This window comes from Vibrio nigripulchritudo ATCC 27043, from assembly GCF_000222685.1.
Taxonomy (GTDB): Bacteria; Pseudomonadota; Gammaproteobacteria; order Enterobacterales; family Vibrionaceae; genus Vibrio; species Vibrio nigripulchritudo.
Window position 1 is genome coordinate 1 of sequence record NZ_AFWJ01000112.1, and the last position, 23,805, is coordinate 23,805.

At 47.1% G+C, this 23,805-nt stretch carries 26 protein-coding genes; 17 read left to right on the forward strand and 9 right to left on the reverse strand.

Going from position 1 to position 23,805, the window contains the following annotated elements; all coding sequences use genetic code 11:
- The coding region (locus RH89_RS10520) for an LptF/LptG family permease (RefSeq protein ID WP_004401730.1) at positions 1-323 on the reverse strand (323 nt) is incomplete at its 3' end.
- A 191-nt stretch (positions 324-514) separates the two neighbouring features.
- Between RH89_RS10520 and pepA the strand changes: the two genes are divergently transcribed.
- From pepA to RH89_RS10535, 3 genes are all read left to right on the forward strand, one after another.
- Positions 515-2,026 carry a leucyl aminopeptidase gene (gene pepA / locus RH89_RS10525; protein WP_004401731.1) on the forward strand — a complete coding sequence of 504 codons (1,512 nt, stop codon included), beginning with the start codon at positions 515-517 and terminating at the stop codon, positions 2,024-2,026.
- 58 nt (positions 2,027-2,084) lie between these two features.
- Entirely contained in the window at positions 2,085-2,534 is a 450-nt protein-coding gene (locus tag RH89_RS10530; RefSeq protein WP_004401732.1) for a DNA polymerase III subunit chi, read from the forward strand.
- Positions 2,535-2,626: 92 nt separating this feature from the next.
- Entirely contained in the window at positions 2,627-5,485 is a 2,859-nt protein-coding gene (locus RH89_RS10535) for a valine--tRNA ligase (protein ID WP_004401733.1), read from the forward strand.
- A gap of 109 nt (positions 5,486-5,594) precedes the next feature.
- Here the strand turns inward: RH89_RS10535 and RH89_RS10540 are convergent, their stop codons facing one another.
- The 8 genes from RH89_RS10540 to mlaF form a co-directional block, all read right to left on the reverse strand.
- The gene (locus tag RH89_RS10540) at positions 5,595-6,326 is read right to left on the reverse strand and encodes a 1-acylglycerol-3-phosphate O-acyltransferase (RefSeq protein WP_004401734.1); all 732 of its coding nucleotides are present in this window, start codon (positions 6,324-6,326) and stop codon (positions 5,595-5,597) included.
- A gap of 126 nt (positions 6,327-6,452) precedes the next feature.
- Positions 6,453-7,715: a UDP-N-acetylglucosamine 1-carboxyvinyltransferase gene (gene murA, locus RH89_RS10545; RefSeq protein WP_004401735.1), complete on the reverse strand. Its 1,263-nt coding sequence runs from the start codon at positions 7,713-7,715 to the stop codon at positions 6,453-6,455.
- Between the two features lie 9 nt (positions 7,716-7,724).
- Positions 7,725-7,979, reverse strand: a complete 255-nt coding sequence (gene ibaG, locus RH89_RS10550) for a BolA family iron metabolism protein IbaG (RefSeq protein WP_004401736.1) — start codon at positions 7,977-7,979, stop codon at positions 7,725-7,727.
- Positions 7,980-7,991: 12 nt separating this feature from the next.
- Complete coding sequence (locus RH89_RS10555) at positions 7,992-8,351, reverse strand: STAS domain-containing protein (RefSeq protein WP_004401737.1); 360 nt, start codon at positions 8,349-8,351, stop codon at positions 7,992-7,994.
- A complete protein-coding gene (gene mlaC, locus RH89_RS10560) occupies positions 8,351-8,995 on the reverse strand; it encodes a phospholipid-binding protein MlaC (RefSeq protein WP_004401738.1) in 645 nt (214 codons plus the stop codon). Before mlaC ends, RH89_RS10555 begins: the two co-directional genes overlap by 1 nt.
- Positions 8,995-9,486 carry an outer membrane lipid asymmetry maintenance protein MlaD gene (gene mlaD, locus RH89_RS10565; protein WP_004401739.1) on the reverse strand — a complete coding sequence of 164 codons (492 nt, stop codon included), beginning with the start codon at positions 9,484-9,486 and terminating at the stop codon, positions 8,995-8,997. The genes mlaC and mlaD overlap by 1 nt, the downstream gene beginning before the upstream one ends.
- 2 nt (positions 9,487-9,488) lie before the next feature.
- Positions 9,489-10,277 (reverse strand): lipid asymmetry maintenance ABC transporter permease subunit MlaE, encoded by a 789-nt coding sequence (gene mlaE / locus RH89_RS10570; RefSeq protein WP_004401740.1) that lies wholly within the window; start codon positions 10,275-10,277, stop codon positions 9,489-9,491.
- On the reverse strand, positions 10,270-11,070 hold the full coding sequence (gene mlaF / locus RH89_RS10575) for a phospholipid ABC transporter ATP-binding protein MlaF (protein WP_004401741.1): 801 nt from the start codon (positions 11,068-11,070) through the stop codon (positions 10,270-10,272). The genes mlaE and mlaF overlap by 8 nt, the downstream gene beginning before the upstream one ends.
- A gap of 255 nt (positions 11,071-11,325) precedes the next feature.
- Here mlaF and RH89_RS10580 point away from each other — a divergent pair, with 255 nt between their 5' ends.
- The 14 genes from RH89_RS10580 (at position 11,326) to RH89_RS10645 (ending at position 23,753) form a co-directional block, all read left to right on the forward strand.
- Positions 11,326-12,291, forward strand: coding sequence for a calcium/sodium antiporter (locus RH89_RS10580; RefSeq protein ID WP_004401742.1), 966 nt, complete (start codon positions 11,326-11,328; stop codon positions 12,289-12,291).
- A gap of 23 nt (positions 12,292-12,314) precedes the next feature.
- Positions 12,315-13,286: an arabinose-5-phosphate isomerase KdsD gene (gene kdsD / locus RH89_RS10585; RefSeq protein ID WP_004401743.1), complete on the forward strand. Its 972-nt coding sequence runs from the start codon at positions 12,315-12,317 to the stop codon at positions 13,284-13,286.
- Between the two features lie 8 nt (positions 13,287-13,294).
- Complete coding sequence (gene kdsC / locus RH89_RS10590; RefSeq protein WP_410482902.1) at positions 13,295-13,843, forward strand: 3-deoxy-manno-octulosonate-8-phosphatase KdsC; 549 nt, start codon at positions 13,295-13,297, stop codon at positions 13,841-13,843.
- Positions 13,840-14,403, forward strand: coding sequence for an LPS export ABC transporter periplasmic protein LptC (gene lptC, locus RH89_RS10595; RefSeq protein WP_004401745.1), 564 nt, complete (start codon positions 13,840-13,842; stop codon positions 14,401-14,403). Before kdsC ends, lptC begins: the two co-directional genes overlap by 4 nt.
- Positions 14,384-14,881: a lipopolysaccharide transport periplasmic protein LptA gene (gene lptA, locus RH89_RS10600; RefSeq protein ID WP_022551567.1), complete on the forward strand. Its 498-nt coding sequence runs from the start codon at positions 14,384-14,386 to the stop codon at positions 14,879-14,881. The genes lptC and lptA overlap by 20 nt, the downstream gene beginning before the upstream one ends.
- Before the next feature lie 6 nt (positions 14,882-14,887).
- Positions 14,888-15,613, forward strand: a complete 726-nt coding sequence (gene lptB / locus RH89_RS10605; RefSeq protein WP_004401747.1) for an LPS export ABC transporter ATP-binding protein — start codon at positions 14,888-14,890, stop codon at positions 15,611-15,613.
- Between the two features lie 62 nt (positions 15,614-15,675).
- Entirely contained in the window at positions 15,676-17,148 is a 1,473-nt protein-coding gene (locus tag RH89_RS10610; RefSeq protein ID WP_004401748.1) for an RNA polymerase factor sigma-54, read from the forward strand.
- A 23-nt stretch (positions 17,149-17,171) separates the two neighbouring features.
- Positions 17,172-17,459, forward strand: a complete 288-nt coding sequence (gene hpf / locus RH89_RS10615; protein ID WP_004401749.1) for a ribosome hibernation promoting factor — start codon at positions 17,172-17,174, stop codon at positions 17,457-17,459.
- 2 nt (positions 17,460-17,461) lie between these two features.
- Positions 17,462-17,905, forward strand: a complete 444-nt coding sequence (ptsN, locus tag RH89_RS10620) for a PTS IIA-like nitrogen regulatory protein PtsN (protein WP_004401750.1) — start codon at positions 17,462-17,464, stop codon at positions 17,903-17,905.
- Positions 17,906-17,907: 2 nt separating this feature from the next.
- Positions 17,908-18,801: an RNase adapter RapZ gene (gene rapZ / locus RH89_RS10625; protein ID WP_004401751.1), complete on the forward strand. Its 894-nt coding sequence runs from the start codon at positions 17,908-17,910 to the stop codon at positions 18,799-18,801.
- Positions 18,802-18,822: 21 nt separating this feature from the next.
- The gene (locus tag RH89_RS10630) at positions 18,823-19,101 is read left to right on the forward strand and encodes an HPr family phosphocarrier protein (RefSeq protein ID WP_004401752.1); all 279 of its coding nucleotides are present in this window, start codon (positions 18,823-18,825) and stop codon (positions 19,099-19,101) included.
- A gap of 114 nt (positions 19,102-19,215) precedes the next feature.
- The gene (gene mgtE / locus RH89_RS10635) at positions 19,216-20,574 is read left to right on the forward strand and encodes a magnesium transporter (RefSeq protein ID WP_004401753.1); all 1,359 of its coding nucleotides are present in this window, start codon (positions 19,216-19,218) and stop codon (positions 20,572-20,574) included.
- Between the two features lie 204 nt (positions 20,575-20,778).
- Positions 20,779-22,416 (forward strand): AMP-binding protein, encoded by a 1,638-nt coding sequence (locus tag RH89_RS10640; protein WP_004401754.1) that lies wholly within the window; start codon positions 20,779-20,781, stop codon positions 22,414-22,416.
- Positions 22,413-23,753, forward strand: coding sequence for a ferredoxin reductase domain-containing protein (locus tag RH89_RS10645; RefSeq protein WP_004401755.1), 1,341 nt, complete (start codon positions 22,413-22,415; stop codon positions 23,751-23,753). The genes RH89_RS10640 and RH89_RS10645 overlap by 4 nt, the downstream gene beginning before the upstream one ends.
- The last annotated feature ends 52 nt before the right edge of the window (positions 23,754-23,805 follow it).

The window sequence follows — 23,805 nt, forward strand, 5'->3', positions numbered from 1 at the left end:
ATCACTGCCAGACTTAATGCAGCCTGAATCAAGAATTTATTGCCAATTCCGGTCGCGTTCATCACGGTAATTTCACTTTCAGCGTATAAGCGTCCAAAAGTCAGCAATATCCCCAGATAAAGGCTTAAAGGCAGCATAAGCATGCCCATTGTCGGCATATTTAAACCAACCAGCGTTAAGATTAGCCGAGCAGGAATATCGCCGTCAGACGCGTGGGAAAGGATACGAATGAACTCCTGACTGAGGAAGATCAGAAACAGGACTAAAAATACAGCAAATTGCGTCTTGATTGTCTCGCGGATCAAATATCTAACAATAATCACGCTGAAATCACCTATAGAAAACTTGTTTTTTTAATTGAATCACTATAATTTCTCGTTGAATCTTTTATTTTTAAATCTTTGGCTAATTGTTAGTCAACATAATGGGCTTAGCGTTCCAACGTGAGTATTTTAAGCTAAGTGAGCATTATCTAACATTTAGTTCAGTTTGTCTTCAGGATGTAGGAGTACGCATGGAGTTCAGTGTAAAAAGTGGCAGCCCTGAGAAACAGCGCAGCGCGTGTATCGTTGTCGGTGTTTTTGAGCCTCGCCGTCTTTCTCCAGTAGCCGAGCAGCTCGATAAAATTAGTGATGGCTACATCAGTTCACTATTACGACGCGGTGACTTGGAAGGAAAACCAGGGCAGATGCTACTTCTGCACCAAGTTCCTGGTGTTCTCTCTGAGCGTGTGTTGCTGGTAGGTTGTGGTAAAGAGCGTGAGCTAGGCGAACGCCAATACAAAGAAATCATCCAAAAAACCATCAGCACTCTGAATGAAACAGGCTCAATGGAAGCGGTTTGCTTCCTGACAGAATTACACGTTAAAGGCCGTGATACCTACTGGAAAGTACGCCAGGCGGTAGAATCTACTAAAGACGGTCTTTACACTTTTGATCAGTTCAAGAGCACTAAGCCAGAAACCCGCCGTCCACTTCGTAAGCTGGTCTTCAATGTACCAACTCGCCGCGAATTGAATCTTGGTGAGAAAGCCATCAGCCATGGTTTAGCAGTGGCTTCTGGTGTGAAAGCATCAAAAGATCTAGGCAACATGCCACCAAACGTTGCGAATCCGGCTTACCTAGCTTCTCAAGCTCGTCGTCTTGCTGACGAGTACGAAACGGTAACCACCAAAATCATTGGTGAGCAGGAGATGGAAAAGCTAGGCATGACTTCATACCTGGCAGTCGGTCGTGGTTCACACAATGAATCTTTGATGTCCATCATGGAGTACAAAGGCGCGCCAGACCCTGATGCGAAGCCTATTGTACTTGTCGGTAAAGGTCTGACATTTGATTCAGGCGGTATCTCTCTAAAACCTGGTGCAGGTATGGATGAGATGAAGTACGACATGTGTGGTGCAGCATCTGTCTTCGGTACCATGAAGGCACTGGCGAAGCTGAACCTGCCAATCAACGTAGTCGGTATTCTGGCTGGTTGTGAAAATATGCCGGGCAGCAACGCATACCGACCTGGTGACATCCTGACTACCATGTCTGGTCAAACGGTTGAAGTATTGAATACCGATGCCGAAGGTCGCTTGGTACTTTGTGATGCACTGACTTACGTTGAGCGTTTCGAACCAGAATGTGTTGTAGATGTTGCCACGTTAACGGGTGCTTGTGTGGTTGCACTAGGTCACCACATCAGTGCCGTGATTTCGAATCACAATCCGCTATCGCATGAATTGATTAATGCCTCTGAACAAGCGGGTGACCGTGCTTGGCGTTTGCCAATGGCAGAAGAGTACCAAGAGCAAATCGCCAGCCCGTTTGCCGATATGGCAAACATTGGAGGTAAATCAGCAGGTACTATTACCGCAGGTTGCTTCTTGTCTCGCTTTACTAAGAAATACAACTGGGCGCACCTTGATATCGCAGGTACAGCTTGGAAATCGGGTGGCAAAGACAAAGGCTCAACAGGGCGTCCTGTCTCAATGCTGGTCCAATTCCTTCTGAACCGCAGCGGCCAGGACACAGAAGAGTAAATCTTCAGAATTCAGAAAGGGCCGAAAGGCCCTTTCTTTTTTTAGGTGAACGGAAAAAATGGCAACAGCGACGTTTTATCTGGTTAAAGAAGGCAGTTCACAATCACAAGAGCAGGGGTTCTTCGAGTATGTGGTGTTTCTCGCTCACCATTTTGCTAAGCAAGGAGTAAAGGTGTTTGTGAATGCCGACGATAAGCCTTCCGCTGAAGCCATTGCAGAACTGTTGTGGCAGGCAAAACCTGAAGACTTTATTGCTCATAACCTGGTTGGTGAAGGACCTAAGTCGGGGACGGCAATTGAGGTAGGACACTCCTCCGTTAAGCCATCCTGGAATCGTCAACTAGTTATAAATGTGGCGAATGATAATACAATTTTTGCCCCAACCTTTGGTCAGGTGGTAGACTTCGTTCCCTGCGAAGAAAAAGCAAAGCAACAAGCTCGAGAAAGGTATAAAATTTACCGTCAGGCTGGTTACCAGCTTCAAACAATCGAGATTCAATATCCTTAGTCCAACCCTATAGTTAAGGCGTCTCTCCAGAGAGCCCTCAATTATAGAGTTTGACCAAGATTAACCCGTAAACGTATCCATTAAAGAGCACTATGGAAAAGACATATAACCCAACATCTATTGAACAAGCGCTTTATCAAGCTTGGGAAGAGAAAGGCTACTTTAAGCCGCACGGTGACACGACAAAAGAATCATACAGCATCATGATCCCGCCACCGAACGTCACTGGTAGCCTGCATATGGGCCACGCGTTCCAGGATACCATCATGGATACACTGATCCGTGCTGAGCGTATGAAAGGTAAAAATACGCTTTGGCAGGTGGGTACAGACCACGCGGGCATAGCAACTCAAATGGTGGTTGAGCGTAAAATTGCCGCTGAAGAAGGCAAAACTAAGAACGATTACGGTCGTGACGCATTCATCGACAAAATTTGGGAATGGAAAGGCGAGTCAGGCGGCACTATCACAAAACAGCTTCGTCGCCTTGGTGCTTCTGTGGATTGGGAACGCGAGCGTTTCACCATGGACGATGGCCTTTCTAATGCCGTTCAGGAAGTCTTTGTTCGCCTGTACGAAGAAGATTTGATTTATCGTGGCAAGCGCCTGGTTAACTGGGATCCTAAACTGCACACCGCGATTTCTGATCTAGAAGTTGAAAACAAAGACAAAAAAGGCCACATGTGGCACTTCCGTTACCCTCTAGCGGATGGTGTCAAAACGGCAGAAGGCAAAGATTACATCGTTGTCGCAACGACACGTCCAGAAACTATGCTGGGTGATACTGGCGTAGCAGTGAACCCAGAAGATCCACGTTACAAAGATCTGATTGGTAAAGAAATCCTGCTTCCAATCGTTGATCGTCGTATCCCTATCGTAGGTGACGAGCACGCCGATATGGAAAAAGGTACAGGTTGTGTGAAGATCACACCAGCTCACGACTTCAATGACTACGAAGTGGGTAAGCGCCACCAGCTACCAATGATCAACATTCTAACCTTCAACGCGGATATTCGTGATGCGGCGGAAGTCTTCACCACTAACGGTGAAGCGAGCGATGCCTACCCAACGGACCTTCCTGCCAAATACCAAGGTGTGGAACGTTTTGCGGCGCGTAAAGCGATCGTAGCGGACTTTGATGAGTTGGGTCTTTTGGATGAAGTGAAAGATCACGATCTAACCGTTCCTTACGGTGACCGCGGTGGTGTGGTTATTGAGCCAATGCTAACCGACCAATGGTACGTTCGCACAGCGCCTCTTGCGGAAACGGCAACTAAAGCAGTGGAAGACGGAGAAATCCAATTCGTTCCTAAGCAATACGAGAACATGTACTTCTCTTGGATGCGTGACATTCAAGACTGGTGTATCTCTCGTCAGCTTTGGTGGGGGCACCGTATCCCAGCTTGGTACGACAACGACGGCAACGTATACGTAGGTCGTACTGAAGAAGAAGTTCGCGCCAATAACAACCTAGCGCCTGTCGTCGTTCTACGTCAGGATGATGATGTACTGGACACCTGGTTCTCTTCTGCGCTGTGGACTTTCGGAACGCAAGGCTGGCCAGAAAACACAGATGACCTGAAGACATTCCACCCTTCAGACGTACTGGTTACCGGTTTTGACATCATCTTCTTCTGGGTTGCACGTATGATCATGATGACGATGCACTTCTGTAAAGACGAAAACGGCAAACCACAAGTACCATTCAAGACAGTTTACGTGACGGGTCTTATCCGTGATGAAAACGGCGATAAGATGTCTAAGTCTAAGGGTAATGTGCTTGATCCAATCGATATGATTGATGGTATCGATCTTGAGTCTCTTGTTGAGAAGCGCACAGGCAACATGATGCAGCCTAAGCTTGCGGCGAAGATCGAGAAGAACACGCGTAAGACGTTTGAAGACGGTATTGAACCTTACGGTACAGATGCATTGCGTTTCACTCTTGCAGCGATGGCGTCTACGGGGCGTGATATCAACTGGGATATGAAGCGTCTTGAAGGTTACCGTAACTTCTGTAACAAGCTATGGAACGCTAGCCGTTACGTATTGATGAATACCGAGGATCAAGATTGTGGCTTTGGTAGCAATGATATTGAATACTCACTAGCTGACAAATGGATCGAATCTCAGTTCGAACTGGCAGCGAAAGAGTTCAATGGTCACATTGATAATTTCCGTCTGGATATGGCAGCGAACACGATTTACGAGTTTATCTGGAACCAATTCTGTGACTGGTATCTAGAGCTAACGAAACCGGTTCTTTGGAAAGGCAACGAAGCCCAGCAACGTGGTACACGTCGTACGCTAATTACTGTTCTAGAGAAGACTCTTCGTCTGGCGCATCCAGTAATTCCATATATCACAGAAACTATCTGGCAGAGTGTTAAGCCATTGGTTGACGGTGTTGAAGGTGACACAATCATGCTTCAATCACTTCCTCAGTACGATGAAGCAAACTTCAACCAAGCGGCGCTTGATGATATTGAGTGGGTTAAATCATTCATTACCAGCATTCGTAACCTACGTGCAGAGTACGACATCAACCCAGGTAAGCCGCTTGAAGTAATGCTTAAAGCGGCAAGCGAAGAAGATGCCGTTCGTCTTGAAACGAACAAGCAAGTTCTTATTTCTCTGGCGAAGCTTGAATCTGTACGCGTTCTTGAGTCTGGCGAAGAGACCCCTGCTAGCGCGACAGCACTTGTTGCTAAGTCTGAGCTTATGATCCCAATGGCAGGTCTGATTGACAAAGATGCAGAACTTGCTCGTCTGGACGGCGAAATCAAGAAAACTCACGGTGAGATCAAACGCATTGAGGGTAAGCTAAGTAACGAAGGTTTCGTTGCGAAAGCGCCTGAAGCGGTTGTGGCAAAAGAGCGTGAGAAGCTTGAAGGCTACAAAGAAACGCTAACGAAACTTGAAGAGCAAAAAGCAACGATTGCTGCTCTGTAAGCGATTTTCCTGCTAGTTAACTACTAGCAGGAATACTGTTATTTGCTTTGTAGTAGATACAAAAAAACGGTCATCAGTTGATGACCGTTTTTTATGTTCTGAAATTAACCTACTTTTGGTTGTTCAGTTTTTCCACTTCAGCATCCAACTCTTCAAGTTTAGCTTTCATTTGGGCACGGCACAGGTTTGCTAGCTCGCGAACATTTTCCTTGCTGTAACCTTCGATACTGACCGGAGGTAGCATCTCAACAATCACATGCCCATTATCCCAGCGATTCAGCTTGAACTTGCCTTCAGTGGTGCTGCAAACAATCGGAATGATTGGCACATTTGCACCGACTGCAGCGTGGAAAGCCCCTGTTTTAAAAGGTAGCAGACCGCGTCCACGTGAACGAGTACCTTCAGGAAACATCCATACTGATACGCCACGCTCTTTCACTTTCTCAACCACTTGCTCAATAGTGCCCATCGCTTTGCTTCGGTTAGCACGATCAATCAGGATGTTACCAGTAATCCAATAAAGCTGACCAAACAGTGGTAGCCAAGCCAGGCTTTTCTTACCTACGGTGACGACATTGGGGGTTACCGCAGAAGAAACGGTGAACATATCCCAGTTGTTTTGATGGTTAGCAATGTAGATGTGCTGACCACGCTGATAAGCATCTTCAGGAATACGCAAATCCAGCTTGATACCGAACACTTTAGACATGCGACCAAAGTAACGACCAAAGGTGAATACGTGTTTTGGGTTTCTCGGACTAAGCAGGCAATAACCGCAGCCAAATACAAACATCAGGACAGCAAATATTGCTACAGCAATGATACGCAATAACGCAATCATAGAATTCTCTTTGTGATTCAAGGACTACCGAGGCAATCTGGGTTGCCTGCGTAGTGAATATAAACGCAACAAAAAAGCCGAAACCTGAGAAATACAGTTTCCGGCTTTCGGGTTCAGGGGTAGAGTTTAACCAGACTCTCTGAAACGCTCAATATTTGCTCCGAGCGCGGAGAGTTTATTTTCGATTTTTTCATACCCTCGATCAATGTGGTAAATGCGATCGACGATGGTTTCACCTTCTGCAATACAGCCAGCGATTACCAGGCTGGCAGAGGCACGCAGATCCGTTGCCATTACCTGTGCACCGCTTAAACCTTCGGTATCACCGCAAATAACGGTGTTTCCTTCGATTTCTGCTTTTGCACCCATGCGCATCAGTTCCGGGACATGCATGAAACGATTTTCAAAAATGGTTTCGGTAATGACGCCACCACCTTTTGCCATCATATTCAGAAGCGTGAACTGTGCTTGCATGTCGGTTGGGAAACCAGGGTGAGGTACAGTGCGAATCGATACGGCTTTCAGATCTCTGCCTGTCATGTCTAGGCTGATCCAGTCCTCACCTGTTTCGATAAGCGCCCCTGCTTCTTCAAGCTTTGCGAGTGCAGCTTCAAGCAGTGAAGCGTTGGTGTTTTTACAAAGGATCTTACCACCAGAAACTGCGGCAGCAACGAGGAAAGTCCCCGTTTCAATGCGATCCGCAACAACAGAGTGTTTGCCTCCACCTAAACGTTCAACGCCTTCGATGGTGATGGTATCAGTACCCGCGCCAGTAATTTTCGCGCCTAATGTATTTAGGAAAGCCGCAGTGTCGACTATTTCAGGTTCACGCGCTGCGTTATCCAGAACCGTTTTGCCTTCAGCCAGGGTTGCAGCACACATTACTGTAATGGTTGCGCCAACACTGACTTTGTCCATAACGATGTGTGCACCTTGGAGGCGACCATCAACTTCGGCTTTTACATAACCTTCTTCTAGAGTGATAGTCGCACCGAGCTGCTCAAGACCGTATATGTGAAGGTCGACAGGTCGTGCGCCAATCGCACAGCCACCAGGCAGGGAAACTTGTCCCTGACCAAAACGAGCAACAAGAGGACCTAACGCCCAGATAGAAGCGCGCATGGTTTTAACTAAGTCGTAGGGTGCGCAGTACTGGTCGATAGAGCGTCCATCCACATGCACCGAACCGTTACGTTCTACTTTTGCACCTAAACGCTTGAGCAGCTCCATGGTTGTGTCGATGTCGCGCAGTTTAGGAACATTGGCAACTTCCACGGGCTCTTCTGCAAGGATAGAGGCAAATAAAATTGGGAGGGCGGCATTTTTAGCGCCAGAGATAGAGACCTCGCCACTGAGAGGACCCGAACGTTTAACTCGAAACTTTTCCATCAATAAACCTTAAAGAGACATGAGTTTCTTATCGCGTTCCCACTCTTCAGGCGTGTAAGCCTTAATTGAAACCGCATGGATATCGTTTCTTTGGATGTATTCCATCAGCGGAGCGTAAATGAGCTGCTGTTTCTTTACACGGTTCATTCCTTCAAAACTGGCATCAATCGCAATCACTTCATAGTGGCTGCCTTCGCCTTTAACGTGCAACTCTTCTAGATTAAGAGCTTGATCTAAAATTTTTTTTACTTCAACGCTGTCCACGGTAGATCCTATTTAAACTTCAATGTGTTTGCGTTCACCCAGAGCTTCATTGTGAGGCTTATTTGCAGCCTCGCTCTCGGGAAATAGCAGTGATTCGACGTTACTCAGTTGACACAAAGTGCGTAGCTGGTCGGGCACGAAACTGAGCATTATATGACAGTTTTGTTTTTTTGCATGCTCAATTAAATGAATCAGCATCACCATACCAGCGGAATCAACTCGATTCACTCCGCTCATGTCAATATTTAACTGGGTTGTGTCAGTTTTTCGTTGCTTTAAAAAATGCCATAAACCTGGAACACTTTCGCGATCCAGGTTTCCAGATAAATAAGATTGAGTAGGGGCAGCTTGCTGCCATTGAGGATGCGCCATCAATTCACATCCTTAAACTGAATTGGTCGAGCTGCCAGCTCTTGCAAGTCTTTGCTTACGGCTACAAGCCCGTCTTTACGGATTTTTCCATTCCACTCAGATTGTTTACTGGAAAGTAAGCTAACACCTTCGGCAACCATATCAAATGCGGCCCATTCACCACTTTTCTTGTTCTTTCTTAACTTAAAGTCCAGTTTGATGTTTGGGTTAGGTGCATCAATGATTTCCACGCGAATTGAAATGATGCGACTCTTGGGGTCAAGAGGTCTTGCAGGCGCGAATTCTATTAATTGATCGGTGTATTGGGTTAAAACCTGAGCGTAAGAGGTAACCAGATATGCTCTAAATGCTTCGACGAAGACTTTAACGTCTTCTTTTTTTGCTTTTTTAAGGTTTGGACCGAGTAGTTTGAGAGCTGCGTAACGATCGTTGACGTAGGGCATCAGCTCTTCTTCAACCACCACTTTGAGTGTTTCCGGGTTGTCTCGAATCTGGCTTTGTTCGTTTTTTAAGCGGCTGAATGTTTTGTCTGCCACTTGCTTCATCATGTCGTAGGGTTTGGTTGCATCTATGGTTTGTGCCATGCCAGTGAAAGACATTAAGCTCATCAAACCAATCACTAACCATTGCTTCAACCGATTCATTATTGTTCCTCCGAACCTTGAGAATCCCCACCGACGCGGTAAAGCACCTGACCAATCAAGTCTTCAAGCACCAATGCGGATTTCGTATCCTCTATATAGTCGCCATCCTGCAGCATGTCGATGTCTTCGTCGACAAAACCGGGGACAAGTCCAATATATTGCTCACCAATAAGACCAGACGTCAGAATCTGAGCACTTGATGTTTCTGGAAAGTCGCCGTATTTCTTATCAATGGTCAACGTGATAACGGGCAGGTAGCTTTCTGTATCTAACGTAATGTCAGACACTCGTCCAACGACTACACCACCGATTTTGACTGGTGAGCGAAGCTTCAAGCTGCCGATATTGTCGAATTGCGCTCTTAACGTGTATGTCTCACCGGAACCCAGACTTTTGACATCGGCGACTTTTAATATCATCACCAAAATCGCAACCACACTCGCGATGACAAAGCTTCCTACTAATAATTCTAACTTACGAGTTTGTTGCATCTTTAGTTCCCAAACATAAGTGCTGTTAATACGAAATCTAACCCAAGCACAGCCAATGACGAGTGTACAACGGTTTTAGTGGTAGCACGGCTTATCCCTTCAGAAGTCGGAATGGCGTCATAGCCGTTAAACAGTGCTATCCAGGTAACGGTCAGAGCAAATACTATGCTCTTAATCATACTGTTTCCAATATCTTGCCCAAGCTCGACAGATGATTGCATGGATGCCCAGAAGCTGCCGTGGTCAATGCCTTTCCAATCTACGCCAACCAGTTGACCGCCCCATATACCTACCGCCATAAAGATCATCGCTAACAGCGGCATAGAGATGACCCCAGCCCAGAAACGTGGCGCAATCACCCGACGGAGCGGGTCAACAGCCATCATTTCCATGCTCGACAACTGTTCAGTCGCTTTCATCAGACCGATTTCTGCCGTTAAGGCTGAGCCCGCCCGACCTGCAAAGAGCAGAGCGGTCACTACAGGGCCTAATTCCCGGAGTAGGGACAGTGCGACCATCTGACCCAGAGCGCCTTCAGCGCCAAAATCCACCAGTACAACATAGCCTTGCAGGCTGATGACCATGCCGATAAACAGACCTGACAAAACAATGATGACCATGGACTGGACACCAACGCTGTACAGCTGTTTAACGAGCAACGGAAAGTGTTTTACAGGTTGCGGTTTAGCGAACAAGGCACCAAACAACATTAGGGTTGCTCGCCCCCATGCTCTACAGATAGACAGCGCACTGTGACCAGTGTTCGCGATAAAAGTGAGAAAACTACTCATTAAACAGTTCCTCACTCAGTGACGAAGCAGGATATTGGAATGGAACAGGTCCATCTGCCTGACCGGTTAAAAATTGTTGTACGTTTTCATCGGGGTTTGACATCAGCTCTTCTGGTGAACCGCTGGCAATGACCTTGCCATTCGCCAGTATGTAGGCGTGATCTGCAATGCTCATGACTTCAGGAACATCATGGGAAACAACAACGGATGTTAGGTTGAGTGCTTGATTGAGGTTTCGAATCAGCTTGACCAGAACTCCCATGGTTATCGGGTCCTGCCCGACAAAAGGTTCATCGTACATGATGAGCTCTGGATCCAGAGCAATGGCACGGGCAAGGGCTGCTCGTCGTGCCATGCCTCCTGATAATTCACTTGGCATTAACTGAGAAGCTCCACGTAGTCCAACGGCTTCGAGCTTCAACAATACGATACTGCGGATAAGTTCTTCGGTAAGTTCAGTATGTTCGCGTAATGGAAATGCGACGTTATCGAAAACATTGATATCGGTGAACAAAGCGCCGGATTGAAACAGCATGCTCATCTTTTTGCGTGCTTCGTACAATACACTTCGCGATAGAGTGGGAATGTTCTGCCCATCAAAAATCACCTCGCCAGAATCCGGGGCGATCTGCCCGCCAATCAAACGCAGTAACGTGGTTTTCCCTATTCCAGAAGGTCCCATAATGGCGGTGATTTTTCCCTTTGGAACTGACAGGCTGACATCGTCAAAAATTTTCCGTGTTCCACGATAAAATGTCAGGTTTTGGATAGTGACTAAATCCGGTGTCGACATAAAGTTCTTCTAACATGCTGCTGGTTGAGCGGAGGTGAATTAGCAATCATAAGCACTAAGCGCCTTGAATTCAAAGCAAAGCTATCGAATTTGACCTTAATTTAACCCAAAGTTCAAACCTATTGAGATTTCTTAATACGAATTGTTTATCTCATTCAGTCCTTTCTTTTTTCCTTAATGACTTCCATTTTTACTCATGAACCGTCAAAATTGGCGGTCACTTGTCTTTCTACTCAGTAAATTAAAGGGAACATCATGCTAGAAGCCGTTGCGTTGCTTGTCGTAGGCTTAATTTTGCTCGTCTGGAGTGCAGATAAATTGGTCTTAGGTGCCGCCGCTCTTGCCCGAAATTTTGGTATTTCACCGCTGGTCATTGGTATGACGATTCTGGCAATGGGGTCTTCAGCTCCCGAAATGATGGTTTCAGCCACCGCGGCACTGGATGGAAAGACAGACACTGCAGTGGGTAACGTTATCGGTTCTAACATTGCCAATATCGCCCTTATTCTGGGTATTACTGCACTGATTAAACCTCTTTCAATCAGCTCCGTGGTTGTGCGTCGTGAGCTGCCTCTAATGATCGTTGTTACCCTGGTTGCGGGTGCGTTGATGTACGACAACTTCCTTGGCTTCTACGAAGGCATTCTACTTTTTGTTCTGTTTGCGGCATTCATCATAGCGATGCTAAGAATCAGTCAGAAAGAGAAACAAAATGGCGATGCGTTTGTCGAAGAGCAGGAATCTGAAATTCCAGAAGGCATGGCAAACTGGAAAGCTGGCATGTGGGTCGTTGTTGGTTTGGCGCTTCTGCCATTATCGGCGGATCTGTTAGTAGACAATGCGGTAGTGATTGCTAAATTCTTTGGTATGAGCGATCTGGTGATTGGATTAACGATTATCGCGATTGGAACAAGTCTTCCTGAATTGGCGGCTTCTCTTGCCGGTGTCATGAAAGGCGAAGACGACATGGCGGTGGGTAATATCATCGGCTCGAATGTGTTTAATATCCTGGCCGTTATGGGTATTCCGGGCATTCTGAACCCTAGTATCCTGAATGAAAATGCCATGGGACGCGACTTCTGGGTCATGCTGGCTGTATCACTGCTGTTAGTGGTTATGGCTCTTGGGAAGTCCCGCAGCGTTAATCGCGTCGAAGGTGGTGCCTTGTTCACCATTTTTGCCGTTTACCAAGGTTATCTGTTCTACCACCTGGCTGCTTAATCTAAATTATCGGGGGCTCATTCATGTCGAAATCATTTGATTTCTGTGCTGCTGCACGAGAAGTGTTGAACATTGAAATTCAGGGTTTGTCTCAGCTAGAGCAATATTTTGATTCGTCATTTGAAAGAGCCTGCCAAAAAATCCTGTCTGCTAAAGGCAAGGTTGCCGTGATGGGAATGGGAAAGTCCGGTCATATCGGTAAGAAAATAGCCGCGACGCTGGCGAGCACAGGTACTTCGTCTTTTTTTGTACACCCCGGTGAAGCGAGCCATGGCGATTTAGGCATGGTTGGTGCTGGCGATATTGTTCTCGCCATTTCAAATTCGGGTGAGTCCTCAGAAATTCTGGCTCTCTACCCCGTGCTTAAACGCCGTGGCATCGATATCATCAGCATGACAGGCAAGTCTTCGTCCAACATGGCGAAGCAAGCCGACATCAACCTCTGTATTCATGTCCCTAAAGAGGCGTGCAGTTTAGGGTTAGCGCCTACCACCAGTACCACGGCGACTCTGGTCATGGGGGATGCATTAGCAGTATCACTCCTACAGGCCAGAGGGTTTACCGCCGACGACTTTGCTTTATCGCACCCTGGTGGCGCGCTGGGTCGTAAACTTTTACTCAAACTACGAGATGTCATGCAAACGGGTGATGCATTGCCAAAGGTTTCTCCTGAGGCAACAGTTAAAGATGCACTACTTGAGATTTCTCAAAAAGGCTTAGGTATGACTGCAATCGTGGATGAGCAAGATCAGGTACTGGGCATTTTTACGGATGGTGACTTGCGTCGTCTTCTTGATAAAAAAATCGATATTCATTCGGCTTCAATAGGTTCTGTTATGACCAAAAGCCCTATGATGGCGTCACCCGACATGCTGGCGGTAGAAGCGGTCAACATGATGCAGGCAAAAAGCATCACCAGTTTGCTGCTGAGTGAAAACAAAACTTTGGTTGGCGCGTTGAATATTCATCACTTATTAAAAGCTGGAGTAATGTAGTGGGGCAAATGATCTCAACTTTGTATGGTGAAGTAGAAAGCGGCATTGTGGACATTGCCAAAAATATTAAGCTGTTGATTTGTGATGTAGATGGCGTGTTCTCTGATGGTCTGATTTACATGGGCAATCAGGGAGAAGAGCTAAAAACTTTCCATACTCGTGATGGTTATGGCGTGAAATCGCTGATGAACGCCGGGGTTGAAATCGCCATCATAACGGGTCGACAGTCTAAGATTGTTGAAAATCGTATGAATGCGCTTGGTATTTCCCTTATCTATCAGGGACAAGATGACAAGCTCAAAGCCTATGAAGACATTTGCAGTAAGCTCTCTGTTTCCCCTGAAGAGACAGGCTACATAGGGGATGATTTGATCGACTGGCCTGTTATGGAAAAAGTCGGTCTTAAAGTGTGTGTCGCAGATGGTCACCCGCTATTGGCAAAGCGTGCGAACTATGTCACCCAAATTAAAGGTGGTCATGGCGCTGTGCGAGAAGTCTGTGACTTGATTTTAGAAGCGCGTGGCGAGCTGGACGTGCACAAAGGTTTGAGTATATGACCTTACCGCGCCCAATTTATTTGGTTCTGATTTTTATCTCGTGCTGGTGTGTGTATTATCTATACGGTAAAAGCGACCCTGAGATCCTTCAGGTAAAACCAAATGTTGAGCTGCCTGCGTTTTCTGGTAAAGACCTTCTTAACACCAGTTATGCTGAAAATGGCGTGCGAAATTTTGATATACGGTCTAACTTTTTGGACCACTTTGCGAAAAGTGGTGATACCGTTTTCGAAACTTTGGAGCTGAGTGTATACCGAGAAGGTGACGTTCGCGAATGGGCTATCACGGCGAATAAAGGCGTTCTCAATGATGATAACGTGCTGACTTTGACTGGTAATGTGTTAGCCAAAAATTTAAACCCAGAAGCTGGATTTGATTCGATGACCACGGAAAAGTTGATCATTGAATTAGTAAGTAAAGATTTTAATACCGATGAGCCTGTAAAGCTTGTTGGTCCGACGTTTATTTCAAACGGAAATGCCATGGTGGGTAACTTCGGTGACAACACGGCGACTCTGTTTAACCAAGTGCAAAGTATCTATGAGACAAAGACTCCTTAGCCTTATTTCTTGCCTAATATTGTCTGCTCCGGTTTATGCCTTAAGTACGGACTCTGAGCAACCAATCTACATTGATTCTGATAGTCAGGCGCTGGATATGATCAGCAATACGGTCACATTCATTGGCGATGTGGTGTTGAAGCAAGGCAGCATCAATATCACAGCAGACAAAGTTGTTGTTGTACGAAATTCTGAAGATGAGAGCATCGAGCAAATTGAAGCATTCGGAAAGCCGTCCGTGTTTACTCAGTTAACGGATGACGGTAAAACTCTCCATGGGGAAGCAAATACGCTGCATTATCATGTTCGTGATGACTTGCTCACCATGACCAAAAACGCAGTGCTTTCCCAAGACGACAGCGTAATTAAAGGTCCGTTAATCAAATACTTGATAACGCCTCAAAAACTGATCGCAGATGGTAAGAAAGGCGAACGTGTTTCCACCGTACTGCAACCGACTCAACCTAAGAAGCAATAAATTTTCATGGCGACTTTAAAAGCAGAAAACTTAGCAAAAAGTTATAAAAAACGAAAAGTAGTCACGGACGTAAGCTTAGAGGTAAAATCAGGGCAAATAGTAGGGTTACTCGGTCCTAATGGTGCGGGTAAAACCACCTCTTTTTACATGATTGTTGGACTGGTCGGGCGTGATGAAGGGCGAATTTCGATTGATGAAGAAGACATCAGTATTTTGCCAATGCATGCCCGTTCGCGTTTAGGTATCGGTTACTTGCCGCAAGAAGCGTCGATTTTCAGAAAGCTATCGGTGGAAGACAACATCATGGCGGTTCTGGAAACGCGCAAAGAGCTGACCCGAGAACAGCGTCAGGACCGATTGGAAGATCTGTTGGACGAGTTCCATATTCAGCACATTCGCAAGAGTAACGGTATGGCGTTGTCTGGTGGTGAGCGTCGCCGGGTGGAAATTGCCCGAGCATTAGCGGCTAACCCTAAATTTATATTGCTGGACGAACCGTTTGCTGGGGTCGACCCAATCTCGGTTATCGACATTAAAAAGATCATTGAGCACCTGCGAGACAGAGGGCTGGGTGTATTGATTACCGATCACAATGTGCGTGAAACGCTGGATGTGTGTGAGCGTGCATACATAGTGAGTCAGGGACATTTGATTGCGGAAGGTACACCGGAACAGGTTCTCAATAATGAACAGGTAAAACGGGTTTATCTGGGTGAGCAATTCCGTCTATGATTAAATAGTGGATAGAAGATGGCGCATCCTCTCCCAAATTAGAAAGATAAGAAAAGGACTACATGAAACCCTCATTACAATTAAAGCTAGGTCAACAGCTGGCAATGACGCCTCAGCTACAACAAGCGATACGCTTGCTGCAGTTGTCGACGTTAGACTTGCAACAGGAGATTCAGGAAGCGCTGGAATCCAATCCTCTGCTGGATGTGGATGAAGGGCAGGATGAAGCTGCGGCAAGTGACGAGTCAGCCAAAGAGACCAGCGCTAATGAGAAAGAGTCCAACGACGAAATAACCGCAGAACCTGAGCTTAGTGACAGCTCAGATCTGATTGAGAAATCCGAGATCAGTAACGATCTGGAAATCGACACCACCTGGGAAGATGTTTACAGCGCCAATACGGGTAACACAGGTATTGCACTTGACGATGACATGCCCGTTTACCAAGGTGAAACCACCCAAAGCTTACAAGACTACCTAACCTGGCAACTTGATCTCACTCCTTTCACTGAAACCGACCGTACCATTGCTATGGCTATCATCGATGCTGTAGACAACTACGGCTACCTCACGTTGGAAGCAGAAGAGATTCTGGACAGCTTAGGCAATGAAGAAGTCGAATTGGATGAGGTGGAAGCGGTACTTAAGCGTATTCAGCAGTTTGACCCTCTTGGTGTTGCGTCACGCAATCTGCAAGAATGTTTGTTGCTTCAACTGGCTACCTTCCCTGAAGATACGCCGTGGCTTTCGCAAGCCAAATCGCTGTTAGAGAATCACATCGATCAGCTAGGCAATCGCGATTACAAACTGATCATCAAAGAAACCAAGCTCAAAGAAGCCGAGCTGCGCGACGTATTATCGTTGATTCAGCAGCTTGATCCTCGCCCCGGCAGTAGCGTCACTCCTGACGAGACAGAATATGTCATTCCCGATGTGTCCGTGTTCAAAGAACACGGTCAGTGGCGTGTGTCGATTAACCCAGACAGTGTGCCGAAGCTGAAAGTGAACCAGCAGTATGCTGCTCTTGGTAAGGGGAACAGCTCTGACAGCCAGTTTATCAAAACCAATTTGCAAGAAGCCAAATGGCTGATTAAGAGCTTGGAAAGTCGAAACGAGACGCTGCTCAAAGTTGCACGTTGCATTGTTGAACATCAACATGATTTCTTTGAGTATGGTGAAGAAGCCATGAAGCCAATGGTGCTGAACGATATTGCACTGGCGGTCGACATGCATGAATCGACCATATCAAGGGTCACCACTCAAAAGTATATGCACACTCCGCGTGGTATTTTTGAACTGAAATATTTCTTTTCCAGTCACGTCAGTACCGATAATGGCGGAGAGTGTTCATCAACGGCAATTCGCGCCTTAATTAAAAAGCTGGTGGCTGCGGAAAACACCGCTAAGCCTCTCAGTGACAGCAAAATTGCCGCTTTGTTAGCTGACCAGGGGATACAAGTCGCACGACGAACGATCGCGAAATATAGAGAGTCCCTCGGCATCGCGCCATCGAGTCAGCGTAAACGCCTACTCTAGGCCAACAACAAGAAGGAAAGTCTATGCAAATCAATATCCAAGGGCACCACGTTGATCTTACCGATTCAATGCAAGACTACGTTCAATCCAAGTTCCAAAAACTAGAGCGATTCTTCGATCACATCAATAATGTTCATGTGGTTCTGCGAGTTGAAAAATTGAATCAAATCGCAGAAGCTACACTCCACGTCAATCAAGGTGACATTCACGCTACTTCAACGGATGAAAGCATGTATGCTGCCATTGACTCTTTAGTCGACAAACTTGTTCGACAACTCAATAAGCACAAAGAAAAGCTAAGTAGCCATTAACCATGCAATTAAGCGAAGTACTTTCATTGGACTGCACAAAAAGTGCAGTCCAATGCACAAGCAAGAAAAGAGCACTGGAAATCATCAGTGAAGTTGCCGCCAGTCACACGGGGCAAAACTCAACGACCCTGTTCGAGTGTATGCTCAACAGAGAAAAAATGGGCAGTACAGGAATTGGCAATGGCATCGCCATTCCGCACGGTCGCATGATGGACAGCGATCAGGCTGTCGCCGTATTGCTTCAATGCCAGGAACCCATTGAATTTGATGCCATCGATAATCGTCCGGTGGATCTGTTGTTTGCGTTGCTTGTACCGGATGCACAATGCAAAACACACCTTAAGACTTTATCTGCAATGGCAGAGCGCCTGAACGATAAGTCTACTCTCAAATCTCTGCGTAACGCTCAGAGCGATCAAGAGCTTTACGACATCATCACTCAGTAGCCATGACAAACTCATCTCAGCCATCTTCCCAAAAACGCCTGATTGTCATCAGTGGGCAGTCAGGGGCCGGCAAAAGTGTCGCCCTGAGAGTTTTGGAAGACTTAGGCTATTACTGCGTCGATAACTTACCTGTATCGCTGCTGGAAAGCTTTGTTCAGTCCATTCAGGGCGGGCAACAAAACGTGGCAGTGAGTATTGATATTCGCAACCTTCCGCAAGACCCTGCTCTGGTAACGACAACGCTGACCAAGCTGAAATCAGAGCTGGACGTCAACGTCCTGTTTTTGGATGCAGATGAGACCACTCTGCTGAAAAGATACAGCGAGACACGTCGGATTCACCCTCTCTCAATGCGCCCTAAAGAGAAACTTTCTCTGGAGCAGGCGATTCGTCTGGAGAAGGGCTTACTCCTCAATTTGAAAGAGTATGCGGATCTGGTGTTGGACAGCAGTAATCAGTCTTTGCATGATTTGAGCGAGACAGTTCGCCAGCGAGTTGAAGGGCGGGAAAGCAAAGAACTGGTGATGGTATTTGAATCTTTCGGTTTCAAATATGGGCTACCTAACGACGCCGACTACGTTTTCGATGTTCGCTTCCTGCCCAATCCACATTGGGAACCGGCTTTGCGACCTCAGACGGGGTTGGATGCGCCGATAAAAGCTTTTCTGGAAAAGCATGACGAAGTAACGGAACTGAAAAATCAGATTCAGTGCTTTATCGAGCACTGGTTGCCGCTGCTTCAGAAAAACAATCGCAGTTACCTCACCGTAGCCATTGGCTGTACTGGCGGTAAGCACCGTTCGGTGTACATCACTCAGCAGTTGGGTGAGTATTTCACCAAGCAGGGGCAACAAGTTCAGATTCGCCACACCAGCTTGGAAAAGCACCACAAATAACAATTGAATTGAGGATAATGAATGGCAACGGAATGCTGTAGAACGGTATTTATCCAAAATCGTTTAGGTTTGCACGCTCGTGCAGCCGTCAAACTTGTCGAACTGGCTCAAAGCTTTGACGCGGATATCAGCGTCAGCAATGGTGAGAAAACCGTTGTCGCAGATAGCGTGATGGGGCTTCTGATGCTGGAATCATCCCAAGGGCAAAGTGTTACCATCTCCGCCAACGGTCAGGATGCAGAAGCAGCATTAAGCGCTGTTTGCGACCTGATTGAGCATCGTTTCGACGAAGAAGAGTAATTCTTCTCCTCTTTCACAATAAGTTAATAAAGTCGTTCTTCCTGAACCTAGCATCTTGAGGCAGTTTGGGTATACTCAACATATTGTAAACGAATGTAAAAATAGGGGACGAGAATGGCAGAGCAGTTAGAAATTGACCAAACTCATCAAACCCTACAAGAAGTCAGCGATGCGCTAGATAGCGGTCGATTTGTCCATGTCCGTAGAATGTTACAGGACATGGAACCGGAAGATATTGCCCACCTTTTACAAGCTTCTCCTCGAAAAAGCCGTGACGTACTTTGGCAGCTCACCGATCCTGAAGATTACGGTGAAATTCTTGATGAGCTCTCGGAAGATGTCAAAGACAGTCTGGTGTCGAAAATGGCACCAGAACGACTGGCTGAAGCGACAGAAGGTCTGGAAACCGATGACGTTGCTTACGTTTTACGTAGTTTGCCAGACGACGTATCCCGGGAAGTGTTGTCGCAGATGGATGCGGCAGACAGGCACCGAATTGAAACCGCACTTTCTTACGATGAGGATACCGCTGGTAGCTTGATGAGCACCGACGTCATCACCATCCGTAGTGATGTGGATGTCGATGTGGTACTTCGTTATTTGAGGATGAAAGGCGAACTGCCGGAAGCGACCGATGCACTGTATGTGATTGATGACGACAACAAGCTGGCTGGGTATTTACACCTCACCACACTCCTGACGTCTCAACCGGATGTACAAATCAGCGAAATCATGGAAGACGCCGATGAAGCGATTTCCGTGAATGCCAGCGACAGTGACGTGGCAAGCCTGTTTGAACGTCGTAACTGGGTGTCTGCGCCTGTTGTGGATGAAGATAACCAGTTGGTGGGCCGTATTACCATTGATGACGTGGTTGACGTTATCCGTGAAGACGCTGAACACTCGATGATGAGTATGGCGGGTCTGGATGATGAAGAGGATACCTTCGCCCCCGTCGTAAAATCGGCACGAAAGCGCAGTATCTGGCTGGGTGCGAATGTACTGGCGGCACTGACTGCAGCCTCTGTTTCCAATCTTTTTGAAGCCACGTTACAACAGATGGCGGCGATTGCTGTTTTGATGACCATTGTTCCTTCCATGGGAGGCGTCGCCGGTAACCAGACGGTTGCGCTTGTGATTCGAGGTCTGGCGCTTGGTCACATTGGTGATACCAACAAACGTGAATTGCTGTTAAAAGAAGCGGCCATCGGCTTTCTGAATGGGTTGCTATGGGCACTCATCATTGGCGGTATAGTGGTTGTTTGGAAAGACGACTGGTTGCTAGGAGGCGTCATTTCTGCGGCTATGATGACCAACCTGCTTGTTGCAGGGGTCGCCGGGGTGAGCATTCCTATCTTCCTGAAAAAAATGAATATCGACCCGGCTCTGGCTGGCGGAATGGCCTTAACCACGGTGACGGACGTGGTGGGGTTAATGGTCTTTCTTGGTCTCGCCACACTCTTTATTGTATAAGCAATATCAAAGGATTACATCAATGCCTCTTTCAGTTGAAAGGGGCATTTTTTATTCTACCTTGCCATTTCAATGTCCGGTTTTCATCAGAGTTTCTTCACAAAGACTGGCGAGAAACTTGTGACAAACTCAGTACCTGGTTGTGAGAATTTTGTGAACTTCTCTTGTTAGCTTTTTAGCAAATCAATAACAAGGAGAAAGTTAATGAAACTCCCAAAGTTACAGTCAGAACACAACCTCCACCCTGAGCTTGAGCAATCTTTCCATCAGGCTACGCGTCGTTTTCATTTTCACAGAGACGCGTTGTCTGAATTGCCAATGAGCGATCAGATCTTATTCGAGCAGTTTGGTCAGGGTCCTTACGCTACCCCAGAATTCTCATGTCTTCATACGGCAATTGAAGCGCAGGCACTGCAGCGCCCTGAAGCCATTGCCGCAATTCATGAAGGTCAGGAAATTACCTACCAAGCTTTAAACGAGAAAGCCAATCAGCTCGCCCAATTTCTGAGTCAGCGTGGCGTCGGGCAGGGTGATGCGGTCGGGATCTTTCTAACCCGTTCTATTCCAATGCTCATCGGGATACTGGCTACCTTAAAACTGGGTGCCTGTTACGTTCCACAGCACGCCGGAGTCGCGCCTGAGAAAGTGCTTAAACACGTTTGCGATACAGCAAATATCGACGTGGTACTTAGCCTGTCTCATCTCTCAGAGCACCTGCCAGAATTCGAGCATCAAAAGCTATTCTTTCTCGACGAGCTGCTTGATGAACTCTCCCCAGCCAATCAATACAGCTTTCCACTAGTCGACCCCACGTCCCGTTGCTTTATTTTGTTCACATCAGGAACCACAGGGACACCAAACGGAGTGCAGGTAACACACCAGAATGTGGCAAATATTGTAATGACGTCGCCAGGAAACCTGGGAATAGAACCGGGTATGAAAGTAGGACAGATTCTGAGCATTGCCTTTGATATGTGTGCCTGGGAAATCTTTGTCACGCTCTGCCACGGGGCTACCTCGCTGATTCGCAGCCGAAACATAGAAGAAACCGTCAGTCGCGCGGACGCCGTCATCGCTACCCCTTCCATTCTGGCAAGCTTAAACGCTGAACATTGTCAGTCTGTTCAGGTGGCAGCCGTTGCTGGAGAGCCATGCCCACAGCCTCTGGCGGATAGCTGGTCATCGTTCTGCCGTTTCTACAACTCTTGTGGTCCAACGGAAACCACCATCATCAATACTGCGCAACATTATTCTGAGTCTTGTGATGAGCTCACCATAGGTAAACCGACACCGAACAACACCGTTTACGTTCTGGATGAAGATCTGAAGCCGTGTGCCATTGGTGAAGTAGGTGAAATGTGGGCTGGTGGATTGTGTGTCACCTCGGGCTACATTGGCAATGAAGTGCTCAATGCCGATCGCTACCGCCCGGATCCTTTTCTTGGTGGTAAATACAAAATGTTCCGCACCCGAGACTTGGGCAAATGGAATAAAAATGGTGAGCTCACTCATCTGGGGCGAACTGATGATCAGGTCAAGATCCTCGGGTTCCGAGTTGAGTTGGATTCGGTGTCACGTGTACTCGAAAAAACCGATCACTGCCACCAGGCCGTCACTATGAAGGTCGACTGCAAAACACTCATCGCATTTGTTACTCCAAGCCATGTTAACCCTGAGCAGGCGCAAGAAAGCGTGAGAGCCCATTTGCCTTATTACTGTGTACCTAAGGTGGTTTTTGCGCTGGATAGCCTGCCCAAAACATCAAGAGGAAAAATCGATAAGCGCGCATTGATGGCGCATTTCCAAGAGTCGCAAACAGAAGTTACGGAGGAAACCCAATGAGTTCGATAGATCAAAGTGCCATTGTTCTGCCCGAGCAAAAATCGTTACTTCGTCGTATCTGGTCTTATCCTGCGATGGAACACTATTACCGCTTAGTGATTGTAGTGCTCACTGCGAATTTGATGACACTGGCATATGGCGTTGTTGCAGGAGGCTGGTTTCAATCTGACTCCATTGCACTGCAAACACTCTCGAACATGGTGGTACTGAACCTGACTGTCGCAGTGCTGGTGCGTCAGCAATACGTAATCAACCTATTGTTTTGGCTGGCAACGCGAGCGCCTACCTCATGGCCGTTAGCAATTCGCTGGCACCTTGGGAAAATTTACCACCACGGTGGGTTACACAGCGGAAGCGCGATGGCAGCAACAACTTGGTTCGCCATCTTTACTGGTGCTTTGGCATACAGCTACCAGCATCAACTGGCAAATATATCGCCAAGTACACTGGGAATTACGTACGCCATTCTTGCTCTGCTGATGTTGATCATCTTTATGGCGCTGCCAAACATTCGTAAGAAATATCACAACGCGTTTGAGAAAACGCATCGCTTCGGTGGCTGGAGTGTTCTGGCGCTGTTCTGGACGCAAACTTTTGCTCTGGCGGTAGATTTACATCCAGAGCAGAGTTTCGGACAAGTCTTGTTGGAGTCCGCATCGTTTTGGGCTCTGGTGGTCGTTACCTTCAGTATTCTTCTTCCATGGCTGCGCCTGCGTCGTGTTCCAGTGGAAATAGTGACGCCATCAAACCACGTCGCGCTGCTTAAGTTTGATTATGGCGTGACACCATTTGCCGGGTCTTCTACGGCTATCAGCACCAATCCTTTAATGGAGTGGCACCACTTTGCAAACGTGCCTAGCCCAGGTGAACCAGGCTTTCGATTGACGGTATCACGAGCTGGTGACTGGACGGGCAAGCTGATTGAAAACAAACCAAGCCACCTTTGGGTTAAAGGGATCCCGACCGCAGGAGTGGCGAACATAGAAGTGCTGTTTAAGCGAGTGGTGTATATCGCGACAGGAAGCGGAATCGGACCTTGTCTGCCACATCTTTTGGCAAAAGAAGTGCCGATGCATCTGGTCTGGTCAACCCGAACACCACGCGAAACCTACGGTGATGAATTAGTAGATGAAATCTTATCGGTTCAGCCGGATGCGGACATCTGGGACACCACGGAAAAAGGCAAACCAGACATGGTGAAGCTGGCGTACGCGGCTTACAAAAAATTTGATGCAGAAGCGGTGATATGTATCGCCAATCAGAAACTGACCCAGGAAGTGGTGTTTGGCTTAGAGAGTCGGGGAATTCCAGCCTACGGCGCCATTTGGGATTCCTAAAACCATTCCAGCCTACGGCGCCATTTGGGATTCCTAAAACCATTCTAGCAAG

Excerpts from the sequence above, each read along its gene's own strand:
- lptA (WP_022551567.1), top strand. The coding sequence starts at position 14,384 with ATGAGACAAAGACTCCTTAGCCTTATTTCTTGCCTAATATTGTCTGCT.
- lptB (WP_004401747.1), top strand. The coding sequence starts at position 14,888 with ATGGCGACTTTAAAAGCAGAAAACTTAGCAAAAAGTTATAAAAAACGA.
- RH89_RS10630 (WP_004401752.1), top strand. The coding sequence starts at position 18,823 with ATGGCAACGGAATGCTGTAGAACGGTATTTATCCAAAATCGTTTAGGT.
- mlaD (WP_004401739.1), bottom strand. The coding sequence starts at position 9,486 with ATGCAACAAACTCGTAAGTTAGAATTATTAGTAGGAAGCTTTGTCATC.
- mlaF (WP_004401741.1), bottom strand. The coding sequence starts at position 11,070 with ATGTCGACACCGGATTTAGTCACTATCCAAAACCTGACATTTTATCGT.
- RH89_RS10535 (WP_004401733.1), top strand. The coding sequence starts at position 2,627 with ATGGAAAAGACATATAACCCAACATCTATTGAACAAGCGCTTTATCAA.
- murA (WP_004401735.1), bottom strand. The coding sequence starts at position 7,715 with ATGGAAAAGTTTCGAGTTAAACGTTCGGGTCCTCTCAGTGGCGAGGTC.
- lptC (WP_004401745.1), top strand. The coding sequence starts at position 13,840 with ATGACCTTACCGCGCCCAATTTATTTGGTTCTGATTTTTATCTCGTGC.
- RH89_RS10645 (WP_004401755.1), top strand. The coding sequence starts at position 22,413 with ATGAGTTCGATAGATCAAAGTGCCATTGTTCTGCCCGAGCAAAAATCG.
- RH89_RS10580 (WP_004401742.1), top strand. The coding sequence starts at position 11,326 with ATGCTAGAAGCCGTTGCGTTGCTTGTCGTAGGCTTAATTTTGCTCGTC.
- hpf (WP_004401749.1), top strand. The coding sequence starts at position 17,172 with ATGCAAATCAATATCCAAGGGCACCACGTTGATCTTACCGATTCAATG.
- kdsC (WP_410482902.1), top strand. The coding sequence starts at position 13,295 with ATGATCTCAACTTTGTATGGTGAAGTAGAAAGCGGCATTGTGGACATT.
- rapZ (WP_004401751.1), top strand. The coding sequence starts at position 17,908 with ATGACAAACTCATCTCAGCCATCTTCCCAAAAACGCCTGATTGTCATC.
- mlaC (WP_004401738.1), bottom strand. The coding sequence starts at position 8,995 with ATGAATCGGTTGAAGCAATGGTTAGTGATTGGTTTGATGAGCTTAATG.
- mlaE (WP_004401740.1), bottom strand. The coding sequence starts at position 10,277 with ATGAGTAGTTTTCTCACTTTTATCGCGAACACTGGTCACAGTGCGCTG.
- RH89_RS10555 (WP_004401737.1), bottom strand. The coding sequence starts at position 8,351 with ATGGCGCATCCTCAATGGCAGCAAGCTGCCCCTACTCAATCTTATTTA.
- RH89_RS10610 (WP_004401748.1), top strand. The coding sequence starts at position 15,676 with ATGAAACCCTCATTACAATTAAAGCTAGGTCAACAGCTGGCAATGACG.
- ptsN (WP_004401750.1), top strand. The coding sequence starts at position 17,462 with ATGCAATTAAGCGAAGTACTTTCATTGGACTGCACAAAAAGTGCAGTC.
- pepA (WP_004401731.1), top strand. The coding sequence starts at position 515 with ATGGAGTTCAGTGTAAAAAGTGGCAGCCCTGAGAAACAGCGCAGCGCG.
- RH89_RS10530 (WP_004401732.1), top strand. The coding sequence starts at position 2,085 with ATGGCAACAGCGACGTTTTATCTGGTTAAAGAAGGCAGTTCACAATCA.
- RH89_RS10540 (WP_004401734.1), bottom strand. The coding sequence starts at position 6,326 with ATGATTGCGTTATTGCGTATCATTGCTGTAGCAATATTTGCTGTCCTG.
- RH89_RS10640 (WP_004401754.1), top strand. The coding sequence starts at position 20,779 with ATGAAACTCCCAAAGTTACAGTCAGAACACAACCTCCACCCTGAGCTT.
- kdsD (WP_004401743.1), top strand. The coding sequence starts at position 12,315 with ATGTCGAAATCATTTGATTTCTGTGCTGCTGCACGAGAAGTGTTGAAC.
- mgtE (WP_004401753.1), top strand. The coding sequence starts at position 19,216 with ATGGCAGAGCAGTTAGAAATTGACCAAACTCATCAAACCCTACAAGAA.